Raw genomic sequence first — 13,680 nt, 5'->3', positions numbered from 1 at the left:
TCGGGCGATCACCGAGCGCGCTGCCGATGGGCACGCGGGCCGGGCCGGGATAGGGTCCGAACGGCGCGATGTTCCGTATCGGATGGAGAGGACGACATGTCCGAGACGACAAGGGTTTCGACGGGGCGCGTGCTGATCGCCGCCGACAAGTTCAAGGGTTCGCTGACCGCGGTGCAGGTGGCCGAGCACGTCAGGGCCGGGCTCCGCTCCGTCGTACCGGGCCTCGACGTCGCCGCGCTGCCGGTCGCCGACGGCGGCGACGGTACGGTCGACGCGGCGGTCGCCGCCGGCTTCGAGCGGCGCACGGTACGCGTCACCGGGCCGCTCGGCGAGCCCGTCGACGCGGCGTACGCGCTGCGCGACGGCACCGCGGTGGTGGAGATGGCCGAGGCGTCGGGCCTGCGGCACCTGCCGCCCGGGATCTTCGCGCCGCTCACCGCCACCACGTACGGCACCGGCGAGCTGCTGCGGGCCGCGCTCGACGCCGGGGCCCGCACGATCGTGCTCGGCGTCGGCGGCAGCGCCACCAACGACGGCGGCGCGGGCATGCTCAGCGCGCTGGGCGCGCGGCTGCTCGACGCCGAGGGGGTGCCGGTCGCGCCCGGCGGCGGCGCGCTCGCCGGCCTGGCCACCGCCGACCTCGGCGATCTCGACCCGCGGCTGGCCGGCACCGACGTGGTGCTGGCCGGCGACGTCGACAACCCGCTGCTCGGTCCGAAGGGCGCGGTGGCGGTCTACGGCACGCAGAAGGGCGCGTCCGCGTCCGACGTCGCCGCCCTCGACGCGGCGCTCGGCCGCTTCGCCGAGGTGCTCGGCGCCACCGCGGAGGCCGAGGCGCCCGGGGCGGGCGCCGCGGGCGGCATCGGCTTCGGCGCGATGGTCGGCCTGCGGGCCGACTTCCGGCCCGGCATCGACGTGATGCTCGACGTCCTCGGCTTCGAGGCGGCGCTCGACGGCGCCACGCTGGTCATCACGGGTGAGGGTTCGCTCGACGAGCAGACGCTGCACGGGAAGGCGCCGGTGGGCGTCGCCCAGGCGGCTCGGGCGCGCGGGATCGACGTCGTCGCCGTCTGCGGCCGGCTCGCCCTCCCCCCGGCCGATCTCGGCCGGGCCGGCATCCGCCGGGCCTACGCGCTTTCCGACCTGGAGTCGGATCCGGCCCGCTCGATGTCGGAGGCCGGCCCCCTTCTCGAACAGCTGGCCGCCCGCCTGGCCCAGGACTTCCTGACCTGACCCGGTGGCCCCGGGTGCCTCTGCGTAAGGGGGGCACCCCTCAGGGGCGCGACCAGCCCCCGCCGGGCGCGCGGGTCGTCACCGGCCCAGAGGGGCTGTTGCTGTCGCGTCCGGACCACCGGCCGGTGGGTGGTTGCTCGCGCCGTTCCCCGCGCCCCCACAAGACTCGCGCGCCCGGGAGCGCAAAAGCCGCCGCGCCCGGGGGAGGCGTACCCCCGGACGCAGCGGCACCCTCACCCCGCGGCAGCGGATGCGTACCCACCGACGCGGTGGCAAACCCCGCCCCGGGCTAGCGCAGCGCTGCGGCCCGGGCCTCGCGGCGGTTGGCGCGCATCGTGTTCACGCGACGGGTGGTCGCGAAGCAGGGGATCACCGCGGCGGCCAGGCACTGGAGCGCCGCGCCGGTCTGGAGGAGCTGGTGGCCGCCGGGGACGTCGAGCGTCCAGGCGGTCAGGCAGCCCATGCTGACCAGGATCCAGGCCAGGGTGAGGACGGCCAGCCGTCCGCGCGGCTTGGGGTACTCGACCCGGCTCACCATCAGCCAGGCCACGCCCACGATCGCCGCGATGGTCGGCACGAAGGGCAGTTCGAGCAGCACCACGGACACCACCGTCATCGCCCCGAAGGGGCTCGGCATGCCCTGGAAGACGCCGTCCCGCAGCGTCGTGCAGGAGAAGCGGGCGAGCCGCAGGACGACGGCCAGCACCACCAGCACCGCGGCGACCGCGGAGACCTTCCCGTGGGCGTCGTCGGCGACCAGCCCCCAGACGACCACGAAATACGCCGGGGCGAGCCCGAAGCTGATCAGGTCGGAGAGGTTGTCCAGCTCGGCCCCCATGGCCGAGCTGCGCAGCTTGCGCGCGACGAGCCCGTCGAAGAGGTCGAAGACGGAGGCGAGCAGCATCAGCGTGACCGCCGTGGCGGCGCTGTGCTTGGACATGCCGCCGTCACTGGTGCCCATCAGGTGCGGCACCAGGACCCCGGTGGTGGTGAAGTACACCGCCATGAAGCCGCAGATCGCGTTGCCGAGGGTCAGCGCGTCGGCGATGGACAGCCGGGTCGACAGGGGGAGGTCGTCGACCTCGTCCTGGAGTTCGGTCACCCAGGTGGACTGCGCCGTATCCGGATCAGTCACGGTCAAGGCGTGTCACCCCAGCCGTGGTGGTCTGTCCGACCTCGACACCCGCTTCGATCCCGGCCGGCAGGTACACGTCGACCCGGGAGCCGAACCGGATCAGCCCGATCCGGTCGCCCTGCTCGACCTTGCAGCCGCGCGGCACGTACGGCACGATCCGCCGCGCGACCGCTCCGGCGATCTGCACCATCTCGATGTCGCCGAGCTCGGTGTCGAAGTGCCAGACCACCCGCTCGTTGTTCTCGCTCTCCTTGTTGAACGCCGGTACGTACCCGCCGGGGATGTGCTCGACGGAGGAGACCGTGCCGGTCAGCGGCGCCCGGTTGACGTGCACATTCAGCGGGCTCATGAAGATCGCGACGCGGGTGCGCCCGTCCTTCCACGGCATGACGCTCTGGACCACGCCGTCGGCCGGGCTGATCACCCGGCCGTCGGTGATCTCCCGCTCGGGGTCGCGGAAGAACCACAGCATCCCGGCCGCGAGCGCGGTGGCGGGGACGGCCACGGTTGCCCAGCGGCCGGACTGGCGCGCCTTGGCGAGGGAGACCGCCGCGGTGGCCACGGTCGGGAGGAGCCACGGTGATGCGCCACGTGCGAGGCGGACCCGGCCGCGTGGAGCAGGGGAATGGCTGTGGGGCATGGAAGACCTTCGTAGCGGAGGGTGCCGCGAATTACTTCTGGGGACGGCGGCTTTGACTCGATGGTATCGGCTGACACCGGCAACTGGGCAAGCGCAAGGGCGAGTCGGTGGCTGGTTCCGGTGCTTTGACTCATGACACAGTGTGACGTTCGCCTCGGATAAATCACCGCGAATGCGGACATTATCCCTGGATCCGGTACTCCTCCAACAGCCGCCTGCCGATGATCATTTTCTGAATCTCTGCGGTTCCCTCGCCGATCAGCAGCATCGGCGCCTCACGGTACAGCCGCTCGATCTCGTACTCCTTGGAGAAGCCGTAGCCGCCGTGGATGCGGAAGGCGTCCTCGACGACCTCCTTGCAGAACTCGGCCGCCAGATATTTCGCCATTCCGGCCTCCAGGTCGTTGCGCGCGCCGGAATCCTTCTTGCGCGCGGCATTGACCATCATCTGGTGCGCGGCCTCCACCTTGGTGGCCATTTCGGCGAGCTTGAACTGGATCGCCTGGTGCTCCGCGATGGCCTTGCCGAAGGTGTGCCGCTGCTGGGCGTAGGAGATGCCGAGTTCGAAGGCGCGCCTGGCCACACCGCAGCCGCGGGCGGCCACATTGACCCGGCCCACCTCGACGCCGTCCATCATCTGGTAGAAGCCGCGCCCGCTCGCGCCGCCCAGCACGCGGTCGGCGGGCACCCGTACGTCCTCCAGGATCAGCTCGGTGGTGTCGACGCCCTTGTAGCCCATCTTGTCGATCTTGCCGGGCACGGTCAGGCCGGGGACCGCGGGGTTGGCGCCGAAGCCCGGCTCCTTCTCGATCAGGAAGGTCGTCATCGACCGGTGCGCGGGCGCCTCGGCCGGCTGCCCCTCGTCGGTGCGGCACAGCACCGCGACCAGGTTCGACGAGCCGCCGTTGGTCAGCCACATCTTCTGCCCGTTGACGACATAGCCGTCCCCGTCGCGTACGCCCTTGGTGCGGATCGCCGACACGTCGGAACCCAGGCCCGGCTCCGACATCGAGAACGCGCCGCGCACCTCGCCGGCCGCCATGCGCGGCAGGAAGTGCTCCTTCTGCTCCCGAGTGCCGTGCTGCTTGATCATGTAGGCGACGATGAAATGCGTGTTGATGATGCCGGACACACTCATCCAGCCGCGGGCGATCTCCTCCACGACCAGTGCGTAGGTGAGCAGCGATTCCCCGAGGCCGCCGTACTCCTCGGGGATCATCAGGCCGAAGATGCCCAGTTCCTTCAGGCCCTCGACGATCTCGGTGGGATATTCGTCGCGGTGTTCGAGAGCGGTGGCGACCGGCAGGATCTCCTTGTCCACGAAGCTGCGGACGGTGGAGAGGATCTCCCGCTGGATGTCGGTCAGTCCGTCGGTCTGCGCGAGTCGGTCGGCCATCGGCTCAGTTCCCCTCCGGCTGCGGGCGGCCGGGCTGTTCCCCGCCGCGCTGCTCGATGTACGTGGCGGTCGGCACCATCACCTTGCGGCGGAAAACGCACACCAGGGTGCCGTCCTGGTTGTGGCCGCGGGTCTCGACCTGGACGATGCCGCGGTCGCTCCTGGACTTCGACGGCCACTTGTCGAGCACCGTCGTCTCGCCGTAGACCGTGTCGCCGTGGAAGGTCGGCGCCACGTGCCGCAGCGACTCGACCTCCAGATTGGCGATCGCCTTGCCCGACACATCGGGCACCGACATGCCGAGCAGCAGCGAGTAGACGTAGTTCCCGACCACCACATTGCGGCCGAAGTCGGTTCCCTTCTCCGCGTAGTTGGCGTCCATGTGCAGCGGGTGGTGATTCATGGTGAGCAGGCAGAAGAGGTGGTCGTCGTATTCCGTGACCGTCTTTCCCGGCCAGTGCTTGTACACGGCACCGACCTCGAACTCCTCATACGTGCGGCCGAACTGCACAGTCATACCTCCAGCTTGTTCGCGAGCCGGATCTCGTCCACGATCCGGCCGATGATCCCGGTGATACCGAAGTCCTTGGGTGTGAACACCGCCGCCACACCGGCCGCCCGCAGGGCGAGCGCGTCCGCGGCCGGGATGATGCCGCCGACGACCACGGGGACGTCCTCCACCCCCGCCCGGCGCAGCCGCTCCAGTACATCGGGCACCAGCGCGGCGTGCGACCCCGACAGGATCGACAGGCCCACGCAGTGCACGTCCTCGGCGACCGCAGCGGAGACGATCTGCTCGGGGGTCAGCCTGATCCCCTGGTAGACCACCTCGAAGCCGGCGTCCCTGGCGCGTACCGCGATCTGCTCGGCGCCGTTGGAGTGCCCGTCGAGCCCCGGCTTGCCGACCAGCAGCCGCAGCCGCCCGCCGCCCAGCTCGTTCGCGGTGTCCGCGACCTTGCGGCGTACGTCGGCCAGCGGGCCGCCGTCCCGCGCCGCCACCGCGACCGGCGCGCTGCCGACCCCGGTCGGCGCGCGGTATTCGCCGAAGACGTCGCGCAGCGCCCAGGACCACTCACCGGTCGTGACGCCCGCCCGCGCGCAGTCCAGCGTCGCCGCCATCAGGTTCTCTCCGCCCGCCGCCGCCGACCGCAGGGCGCCGAGCGCGGCCTGCGCGCGCGGCTCGGCCCTGGCCCGCCGCCAGTCGTGCAGCGCGGCCACCACCCGGGCCTCGTTGGCCGGGTCGACCGTCATGATCGCGGTGTCCAGGTCGGCGGTCAGCGGGCTGGGCTCGGTGCTCTCGTGGATGTTGACACCGACGATCTGCTCCTCGCCCGACTCGATCCTGGCCCGCCGGGCGGCGTGCGAGGCCACCAGCTCCGACTTGAGGTAGCCGGACTCGACGGCCGCCATCGCGCCGCCCAGCTGCTCGATGTGCGCGATCTCGGCGGTCGCCCGCTCCACCAGCTCCGCGACCTTCGCCTCGATCACATGGCTGCCCTCGAAGATGTCGGCGTATTCGAGCAGGTCGCTCTCGTGCGCGAGCACCTGCTGTATCCGCAGGCTCCACTGCTGGTCCCACGGCCGCGGCAGGCCCAGCGCCTCGTTCCAGGCGGGCAATTGGACGGCCCGGGCGCGGGCGTCCCTGGACAGCGTCACGGCCAGCATCTCCAGCACGATCCGCTGGACGTTGTTCTCCGGCTGCGCCTCGGTCAGACCGAGCGAGTTGACCTGCACGCCGTAGCGGAAGCGCCGCTGCCTGGGGTCCTGGACGCCGTAGCGCTCCCGGGTGACGGTGTCCCAGATCCGGCCGAAGGCGCGCATCTTGCACATCTCCTCGACGAAGCGCACACCGGCGTTGACGAAGAAGGAGATCCGGCCGACCACCTCGCCCCTGCGCTCCTCGGGCACCTGCCCGGACGCGAAGACCGCGTCGAGCACCGCGACCGCGGTGGACATCGCGTAGGCGATCTCCTGCACCGGCGTGGCCCCGGCCTCCTGCAAGTGGTAGCTGCAGATGTTGATCGGGTTCCACTTGGGCATGTGGTGGACGGTGTACGTGATCATGTCCGTGGTCAGCCGCAGCGACGGCACCGGCGGGAAGACATGCGTACCGCGGGACAGGTACTCCTTGACGATGTCGTTCTGGGTGGTGCCCTGGAGCGCGGCGATGTCCGCCCCCTGCTCCTCGGCGACCACCTGGTAGAGCGCCAGCAGCCACATGGCGGTGGCGTTGATGGTCATCGAGGTGTTCATCCGCTCCAGCGGGATGTCCTGGAACAGCCGCCGCATGTCACCGAGATGCGCGACCGGCACCCCGACCCTGCCGACCTCGCCGCGGGCCAGCACATGGTCGGCGTCGTAGCCGGTCTGGGTCGGCAGGTCGAAGGCCACCGACAGGCCGGTCTGGCCCTTGCCGAGATTGCTCCGGTAGAGCGCGTTGGACGCCTCGGCGGTGGAGTGTCCCGCGTAGGTCCGCATCAGCCACGGCCGGTCCCGCTCGCGGGGCCCGCCCGCCCGGGGCGACGCCATCAGATGTCCCGGAAGCGGTTGATGGCCGGCAGGTGCCGCTCGCGCATCGCCGGATTCGTCACGCCCAGGCCCTCCTCGGGCGCCAGCGCCAGGACGCCGACCTTGCCGTGGTGCCGGTTGCGGTGGACGTCGTACGCGGCCTGGCCGGTGTCCGCCAGGCGGTAGGTGCGCGACAGGGTGGGGTGGATACGGCCCTTGGCGACCAGCCGGTTGGCCTCCCACGCCTCGCGGTAGTTGGCGAAGTGCGAGCCGACGATCTTCTTGAGGCTCATCCACAGATACCGGTTGTCGTACTCGTGGGTGTAGCCGCTGGTCGAGGCGCAGGTGACGATGGTGCCGCCCTTGCGGGTGACGTAGACCGAGGCGCCGAAGGTCTCCCGGCCCGGGTGCTCGAAGACGATGTCCACGTCCTCGCCGCCGGTCAGTTCGCGGATCCGGCCGCCGAAGCGCTTCCACTCCCGGGGGTCCTGGCTGTGCTCGTCGCGCCAGAAGCGGTAGCCCTCGGCGCTGCGGTCGATGACCGCCTCCGCGCCCATCCGGCGGCAGATCTCCGCCTTCTCCGGGCTGGACACCACACAGACCGGGGTGGCGCCGCCGGCCAGCGCGAACTGGGTGGCGTACGAGCCGAGTCCGCCGCTCGCGCCCCAGATCAGCACATTGTCGCCCTGCTTCATGCCGGCGCCGTTGCGGGACACCAGCTGCCGGTAGGCGGTGGAGTTGACCAGGCCGGGGGCGGCGGCCTCCTCCCAGCTCAGGTGCTCCGGTTTGGGCATCAGCTGGTTGGACTTGACCAGGGCGATCTCGGCCAGGCCGCCGAAGTTGGTCTCGAAGCCCCAGATCCGCTGCTCCGGGTCGAGCATGGTGTCGTTGTGGCCGTCGGCCGACTCCAGCTCCACGCTCAGGCAGTGCGCGACGACCCGGTCGCCGGGCTGCCACTTGTTCACCCCGGGGCCGGTACGCAGCACGACGCCCGACAGGTCGGAGCCGATGACGTGGTAAGGCAGGTCGTGCCGCCTGCCGAGCGGCGACTGGCGGCCGTAGCGCTCCAGGAAGGCGAAGGTCGACACCGGTTCGAAGATCGAGGTCCAGACCGAGTTGTAGTTCACCGAGCTGGCCATCACCGCGACCAGGGCCTCACCGGGGCCGATCTCCGGCACCGGCACCTCGTCCAGGTGCAGCGAGCTGCGCGGGTCCTTGTCCTTGGTGGCGAGGCCGTCGAACATCTCCGCCTCGTCCTTGTGCACGGTGACCGCGCGGTACGACGCGGGCACCGTGAGCGCCGCGAAGTCGGCGGCCGTACTGTCCGGCGCGAGGACGGCGTCCAGGATTTCCTTCATATGACTCGCCTCCGGCGAAGCGTTTCCCGCATGTGCGGCCGGGTCCTTCTCGGTGGCCGCGGCAACGCGTACGGGGAACGCGGGGGTCGGGATGGGATGGAGGTGCCGTCGTCGGTCCGGCGGGGAGCTGGCGGTGGAGCGAAGGAGCCGCGCGGTGGCGCGGAATGCCTGTGACGCAGGCGTCCGGGCCTCGGGGACAGCCGGCCTGCGGGGGATCACCGCATGCCGTCCGCCCGGACTGTGGATACCGTATGGCACCGCGTGCCAGTCGTAAAGACACTGCGTGCCATTTTCTTCCCAGTGTCACCCCGGCGCCGGGAACGGGCAACAGCGGCCACCCGGGGGACGGGTGGCCGCCGCTGAGGCGCGGAGGGGGGTCGCCGAGGTGGCGCAGGGCCGCTGCTGACGTGCGGTGGAAGGGCGCAGAGGTGGCGGCTGACGCGCTGCCGGGGTGGCGGGTGGGGAGGCGGCACCTGGCGGCGGGGCGCCGCTGCGGTGGTGCCGGCCGGGCGCTCAGGCCTTGCGCAGCGCCTCTTCGATGCTGCGCAGGATCTGCGCGGGGGAGGCGTCGGTGCGGGCCACCGCGACCACCACCTCGCCGTGCCGGGACACCGTCGCCGGGGTCGCCGACGACGCCCTGGACGGTATCCGCCCGGCGCCGATGCCCGTACCGAAGGTCGCCTTGATCACGTCGAAGGCGTGGTCGAGCTGCGCCTCCACGTCGCCCTTGCCGTCCGCCCGCAGCCAGCGGCGCAGCACATGGTTGTGCGCGGCGACCACCGCGGAGGCGGCGACCTCGGCGAGCAGCGGGTCGTCGTCGCCGTAGCCCTGCGCGCCCTCGTCGAAGTGGCCCAGCAGATAGCGGGTGAACAGCCGCTCGTAACGGGCCACCGAGGCGATCTCGCGCTCCCGCAGCGTCGGCACCTCCCGGGTCAGCCGGTAGCGCTCCACCGACACCTCGGGCAGGTGCGCGTACATCCGCAGCACCTCGGTGATGCCGCGGCAGACCGTGTCGAGCGGGTGCTCGTGCGGGTCCGCGGAGTCCAGTACGGCCTGGACGCGGACCAGGGTGTCGTCGTGGTCGGGGAAGATCGCCTCTTCCTTGGACCGGAAGTGCCGGAAGAAGGTCCGCCGCGCCACACCGGCCGTCGCCGCGATCTCGTCGACGGTGGTCGCCTCGTAGCCCTGCGTCGCGAAAAGGTGCATCGCGGCCGCCGCCAGGTCCTGTCGCACACGGTGCCGCTGGGCGGCGGCGCGGCGTACGGTCGCGGTCTCGGGGGTACCGGGCTTCGCGGACTGGGACATGTGGGGAACGTAACACGGCGGACCGCCCCGTCCGGCGGCCGGGGGAAAAACACCCCAGCTCGCCGCACGGGCGGCCGGACGGCCGGCCGCTCAGCGGCGGGCGTACTCGCGGAAACCGCGGCCGGTCTTCCGGCCGAGGCAGCCCGCCGACACCAGGTGTTCGAGCAGCGGCGCGGGGGCCAGGCCCGGGTCGCGGAACTCCCCGTGCAGCACCTGCTCGATCGCCAGCGACACATCGAGCCCGACCACGTCGAGCAGTTCGAAGGGTCCCATCGGGTAGCCGCCGCCGAGCTTCATCGCCGCGTCGATCGCGTCCACGCTCGCGTAATGGTCCTGCACCATCTTCACCGCGTTGTTCAGGTACGGGAAGAGCAGCGCGTTGACGATGAAGCCCGCCCGGTCGCCGCAGTCCACCGGGTGCTTGCGCAGGGCGCCGCACACCTGGTGGACGGTGGCCCGCACATCGGCCGCGGTGAGCACGGTGTGCACCACCTCGACCAGCTTCATCGCGGGCGCCGGGTTGAAGAAGTGCATCCCGACGACGTCCTGCGGGCGTTCCGTGGCCCTGGCGACGGCGACCACCGGCAGCGAGGACGTCGTGGTGGCCAGCACCGCTCCCGGCCGGCACACCTTGTCCAGGATCCGGAAGAGCTGCTGCTTGGCGAAAAGGTCCTCGGCGACCGCCTCGACCACCAGGTCGGCCTGCGCGAAGGCGTCGTAGGAGGCCGCGGGCGTCACCAGGGCGACGGCCGCGTCGCGCTGCTCCGCGCTGAGCCGTCCCCGCGCCACCGAGCGGTCCAGCGAGGCCGCCACCCGCGCCACCGCGTGCTCGGCCTTCTCCGGGCTGCGCGCGGCCAATTGCACCGGGAAGCCCGCCTTGGCGAAGACCTCGGCAATACCCGCCGCCATGGTGCCGGATCCGGCGACGCCGACGCTGCGGACCGTACGGGGCTCCGCTTGCGTTCGGCCGCCCGCCGGGGTCTGCGCGTCCGGGACCACCGTCGAGCTGCCGGGCGCCTCGTAGGTGTAGAAGCCGCGCCCCGACTTGCGGCCGAGCAGCCCGGCCGCGGTGAGCTGGCGCAGCACGGGCGCGGGGGCGTGCAGCCGGTCCTTGCTGGCCTCGTACATTGCGTCGAGGACGGTGGTCGCGGTGTCCACCCCGACCAGGTCGAGCAGCGCCAGCGGTCCCATCGGCAGGCCGCAGCCCAGCCGCATCGCCGCGTCGATGTCCTCCCTGGTGGCATAGCGCGCCTCGTACATGGCGGCGGCCTGGTTCAGATATCCGAACAGCAGCCCGTCCGCGATGAATCCGGGCCGGTCGCCGACCGCCACCGGCTCCTTGCCGAGGCTGCGCACCAGCGCGGTCACGGTCGCGGTCGTCTCCGGCGAGGTCAGTACGGTGGACACCACCTCGACCAGCTTCATGGCCTGCGCGGGCGCGAAGAAGTGCAGGCCGAGCACCCGGTCGGGACGGCCGGTCTCGGCCGCGAGACGGGTCACCGACAGCGCGTTGGTGCCGGTGGCGAGGATCGCGCCGGGCCTGACGATCCGGTCGAGCGCGGTGATCACGTCCCGCTTGGTGTCGTAGCGCTCGTCCACCACCTCGATCACCAGGTCGGCCGCCGCGGCGGCCCGCAGGTCGCGGAAGGTGCGGAAGCGGGCGAGCACGTCGGCGCGCTCGCCCGGGGTGCCGCGACCGCGCTCCACCGCGCGGGCGGTGGAGCGCTCCAATGCGGTGACCGCGCGGCGGGCGGCGGCGTCGTCGAGGTCGACGCCGATCACCTCGTGGCCCGCCCTGGCCATGACCTCGGCGATACCGGTGCCCATGGTGCCCAGGCCGATCACGGCGATGACGTACGGGGGAGTGACGGCGGTTTCGGGGGAGGGCGCCGCGGACGGTGCTGCGGCTGCGGAGGGACGGTCCATCGCGTGACTCCAGACGCTGAGGAGACCGGGCGCTTACGGGCGCGCGCGGCCGGAAAGGTGAGGCGGAGTCGCGGGCCGGTCGCCGGGATGTGCGCGCCCGCGTGAACAACCGGCCGGCCCTGTCCCGGGGCCGCGCCGCGATGATGCCGAACCGACGTGGTGGTGCGAGTGCGCGGCGGCTGCGTCACCAGGCCGCCGTGCACGGTGCTTTCGAGGGTAACTGGCGGGTAACTTCCACGCCACCCCTGCGCGCATGTGATCTGTGCCGCCGACAGATGAGCGCGACGGGCGTCGGGGCGGGAGCCGATGCGGGTGCGGCGTCACCCGTGCGGGTGGTCTGCCGGCCGTACGCCCCCGTGGAGTACGGCCGGCAGAAAGGTGCGGCGGCGCGCGGCGCCGTCAGAGCAGGGTGAGCTGGGTGTCCCCCGGGTCCGCGGGCCGCTCGGGGCCGGCTTCCGGTGCTCGCGGGTCCGCCGCCGGGGTCTGCGCCCGCTCCTGCTCCTGTGCTCGCCGGAAACCGGGCCTGCGGGCCGGGCCGCAGCCGAACTCGGCGGCGAATTCGTGCACCTGGCGGGTGACCCGGCGCTGATACCACGTCGGCGCGTAGGACCCGCCCGCGTACATCGCCTCGTAGCGCCGTACGAGATGCGGGTGGTTGCGGGCCAGCCACGCCATGTACCACTCCCGGGCTCCGGGGCGCAGATGCAGCACCAGCGGGGTGACCGACCCGGCGCCGGCCGCCGCGATGGCGCGGACGGTGGCCCGCAGCTGCTCGGGCGAGTCGCTGAGGAACGGCAGCACGGGGGCCATCAGGACCGAGGACGGTATGCCGTTCTCGCTGAGGGTGCGGCAGACCGCCAGGCGCGTCTGCGGGGAAGGCGTGCCCGGCTCCACGCTGCGCCACAGCTCGCCGTCGAGGAAGCCGACGGACAGCGCGATGGACACCTCGGTCACGCGCGCGGCCTGCCGCAGCAGTTCGAGATCGCGCAGGATCAGCGAGCCCTTGGTGAGGATCGAGAACGGATTGGCGCGGTCCCGCAGTGCCGCCAGGATGCCGGGCATCAACTGATAGCGGCCCTCCGCCCGCTGATAACAATCGACGTTGGTGCCCATCGCGACATGCTCGCCCTGCCAGCGCGGCGCGGCCAGTTCGCGGCGCAGCACCTCCGCGGCATTGGTCTTCACCACGATCTGGCTGTCGAAGTCGTGTCCGGTGTCCAGGTCCAGATAGCTGTGCGTCTTGCGCGCGAAGCAGTAGACGCAGGCGTGACTGCACCCGCGGTAGGGGTTGACCGTCCACTCGAACGGCATCCGGGACGCGCCGGGCACCCGGTTCAGTATCGAGCGGGCCCGCACCTCGTGGAAGGTGATGCCGCGGAATTCGGGGGTGTCGAAGCGGCGGGTGACCGCGTCGGTGCCGAAGAGCGCGGCCGTGGCGTCGTCCCGGCCCAGCTGGTCCCAGCGCATCGCGCCCTCCTTCGGTCGTCCGGTGTGCCGTCTCCCTCCACAATAGAACACAGATTCGAAAAGCGGGTGTGGTTGGCTTGGGCGGCGCGTGAACAACGTGCACGGACACGGACCGAGGAGAATTCATGGCGCTCGTCGAGGCCACCACGGAGCGGATCGTCGCGGCGGAGCCGGAGCGGGTGTACGACGCCCTCGCCGACTACGCCGGCACCCGCGGCCGGGTGCTCCCTGAGCAGTTCAGCGAGTACGAGGTGCGCGCCGGCGGCACCGGCGCGGGCACCGTCGTGCACTGGAAGCTCCAGGCCACGAGCAAGCGCGTACGCGACTGCCTGCTCGACGTCACCGCCCCCGCCGCGGGGCAGCTGGTCGAGACCGACCGCAATTCCACGCTCGTGACCACCTGGACGGTCACCCCGTCGGGTGAGGGCGGCAGCAAGGTGGTCGCCGCCACCCACTGGCAGGGCGCGACCGGCGTCGGCGGCTTCTTCGAGCGCACCTTCGCCCCCAAGGGTCTCGGCCGTATCTACGACGCGATCCTCGCCGGGCTCGCCGCCGAGGTCGAAGGCGGTGCGCCGCAGGCATAGGGCCTGGTGCGCCGTCACCCGGTCGGTTTCATGATTTTTCACTGATACGGGTGGTTTTGCCTACTTCCTGAGAATCGCCGCGCTGCTGCTTCGTTGTCGCCTCATGCGGGAGACGGTGGCGCAGCAGG

11 protein-coding genes are annotated in these 13,680 nt (G+C 71.6%); 2 read left to right on the top strand and 9 right to left on the bottom strand.

Annotated elements, in window-relative coordinates; genetic code table 11:
- Window positions 1–96: 96 nt before the first annotated feature.
- Window positions 97–1,233: a glycerate kinase gene (locus tag OHA86_RS07485; protein WP_329173531.1), complete on the top strand. Its 1,137-nt coding sequence runs from the start codon at window positions 97–99 to the stop codon at window positions 1,231–1,233.
- A gap of 289 nt (window positions 1,234–1,522) precedes the next feature.
- Here the strand turns inward: OHA86_RS07485 and pssA are convergent, their stop codons facing one another.
- The 9 genes from pssA to OHA86_RS07440 all read right to left on the bottom strand — a co-directional run bounded on the left by pssA (window position 1,523) and on the right by OHA86_RS07440 (window position 12,968).
- Window positions 1,523–2,374: a CDP-diacylglycerol--serine O-phosphatidyltransferase gene (pssA, locus tag OHA86_RS07480; RefSeq protein ID WP_329173530.1), complete on the bottom strand. Its 852-nt coding sequence runs from the start codon at window positions 2,372–2,374 to the stop codon at window positions 1,523–1,525.
- Window positions 2,361–3,008 carry a phosphatidylserine decarboxylase gene (locus OHA86_RS07475; RefSeq protein ID WP_329173529.1) on the bottom strand — a complete coding sequence of 216 codons (648 nt, stop codon included), beginning with the start codon at window positions 3,006–3,008 and terminating at the stop codon, window positions 2,361–2,363. Before OHA86_RS07475 ends, pssA begins: the two co-directional genes overlap by 14 nt.
- Before the next feature lie 181 nt (window positions 3,009–3,189).
- Window positions 3,190–4,404 carry an acyl-CoA dehydrogenase family protein gene (locus tag OHA86_RS07470; RefSeq protein ID WP_329173528.1) on the bottom strand — a complete coding sequence of 405 codons (1,215 nt, stop codon included), beginning with the start codon at window positions 4,402–4,404 and terminating at the stop codon, window positions 3,190–3,192.
- A gap of 4 nt (window positions 4,405–4,408) precedes the next feature.
- Window positions 4,409–4,915, bottom strand: a complete 507-nt coding sequence (locus OHA86_RS07465) for a MaoC family dehydratase (protein ID WP_329182260.1) — start codon at window positions 4,913–4,915, stop codon at window positions 4,409–4,411.
- A gap of 2 nt (window positions 4,916–4,917) precedes the next feature.
- The gene (locus tag OHA86_RS07460; RefSeq protein WP_329173526.1) at window positions 4,918–6,933 is read right to left on the bottom strand and encodes a protein meaA; all 2,016 of its coding nucleotides are present in this window, start codon (window positions 6,931–6,933) and stop codon (window positions 4,918–4,920) included.
- Window positions 6,933–8,270 (bottom strand): crotonyl-CoA carboxylase/reductase, encoded by a 1,338-nt coding sequence (gene ccrA, locus OHA86_RS07455; RefSeq protein WP_329173525.1) that lies wholly within the window; start codon window positions 8,268–8,270, stop codon window positions 6,933–6,935. Before ccrA ends, OHA86_RS07460 begins: the two co-directional genes overlap by 1 nt.
- A gap of 513 nt (window positions 8,271–8,783) precedes the next feature.
- Window positions 8,784–9,575, bottom strand: a complete 792-nt coding sequence (locus OHA86_RS07450; protein ID WP_329173524.1) for a TetR family transcriptional regulator — start codon at window positions 9,573–9,575, stop codon at window positions 8,784–8,786.
- Window positions 9,576–9,665: 90 nt separating this feature from the next.
- A complete protein-coding gene (locus OHA86_RS07445) occupies window positions 9,666–11,501 on the bottom strand; it encodes a 3-hydroxyacyl-CoA dehydrogenase family protein (protein ID WP_329173522.1) in 1,836 nt (611 codons plus the stop codon).
- A 399-nt stretch (window positions 11,502–11,900) separates the two neighbouring features.
- On the bottom strand, window positions 11,901–12,968 hold the full coding sequence (locus OHA86_RS07440; RefSeq protein WP_329173520.1) for an Rv2578c family radical SAM protein: 1,068 nt from the start codon (window positions 12,966–12,968) through the stop codon (window positions 11,901–11,903).
- A gap of 125 nt (window positions 12,969–13,093) precedes the next feature.
- Here OHA86_RS07440 and OHA86_RS07435 point away from each other — a divergent pair, with 125 nt between their 5' ends.
- The gene (locus tag OHA86_RS07435) at window positions 13,094–13,552 is read left to right on the top strand and encodes an SRPBCC family protein (protein WP_329173518.1); all 459 of its coding nucleotides are present in this window, start codon (window positions 13,094–13,096) and stop codon (window positions 13,550–13,552) included.
- The last annotated feature ends 128 nt before the right edge of the window (window positions 13,553–13,680 follow it).

Origin of the sequence: Streptomyces sp. NBC_01477 (assembly GCF_036227245.1) — a bacterium.
In the GTDB taxonomy this organism is placed as follows: domain Bacteria; phylum Actinomycetota; class Actinomycetes; order Streptomycetales; family Streptomycetaceae; genus Actinacidiphila.
The sequence above is the reverse complement of the archived record's forward strand: the minus strand, read 5'-3'. Positions and strand labels throughout refer to the sequence as shown.

Excerpts from the sequence above, each read along its gene's own strand:
- OHA86_RS07485 (WP_329173531.1), top strand. The coding sequence starts at position 97 with ATGTCCGAGACGACAAGGGTTTCGACGGGGCGCGTGCTGATCGCCGCC.
- OHA86_RS07475 (WP_329173529.1), bottom strand. The coding sequence starts at position 3,008 with ATGCCCCACAGCCATTCCCCTGCTCCACGCGGCCGGGTCCGCCTCGCA.
- OHA86_RS07470 (WP_329173528.1), bottom strand. The coding sequence starts at position 4,404 with ATGGCCGACCGACTCGCGCAGACCGACGGACTGACCGACATCCAGCGG.
- OHA86_RS07460 (WP_329173526.1), bottom strand. The coding sequence starts at position 6,933 with ATGGCGTCGCCCCGGGCGGGCGGGCCCCGCGAGCGGGACCGGCCGTGG.
- ccrA (WP_329173525.1), bottom strand. The coding sequence starts at position 8,270 with ATGAAGGAAATCCTGGACGCCGTCCTCGCGCCGGACAGTACGGCCGCC.
- OHA86_RS07450 (WP_329173524.1), bottom strand. The coding sequence starts at position 9,575 with ATGTCCCAGTCCGCGAAGCCCGGTACCCCCGAGACCGCGACCGTACGC.
- OHA86_RS07445 (WP_329173522.1), bottom strand. The coding sequence starts at position 11,501 with ATGGACCGTCCCTCCGCAGCCGCAGCACCGTCCGCGGCGCCCTCCCCC.
- OHA86_RS07440 (WP_329173520.1), bottom strand. The coding sequence starts at position 12,968 with ATGCGCTGGGACCAGCTGGGCCGGGACGACGCCACGGCCGCGCTCTTC.
- OHA86_RS07435 (WP_329173518.1), top strand. The coding sequence starts at position 13,094 with ATGGCGCTCGTCGAGGCCACCACGGAGCGGATCGTCGCGGCGGAGCCG.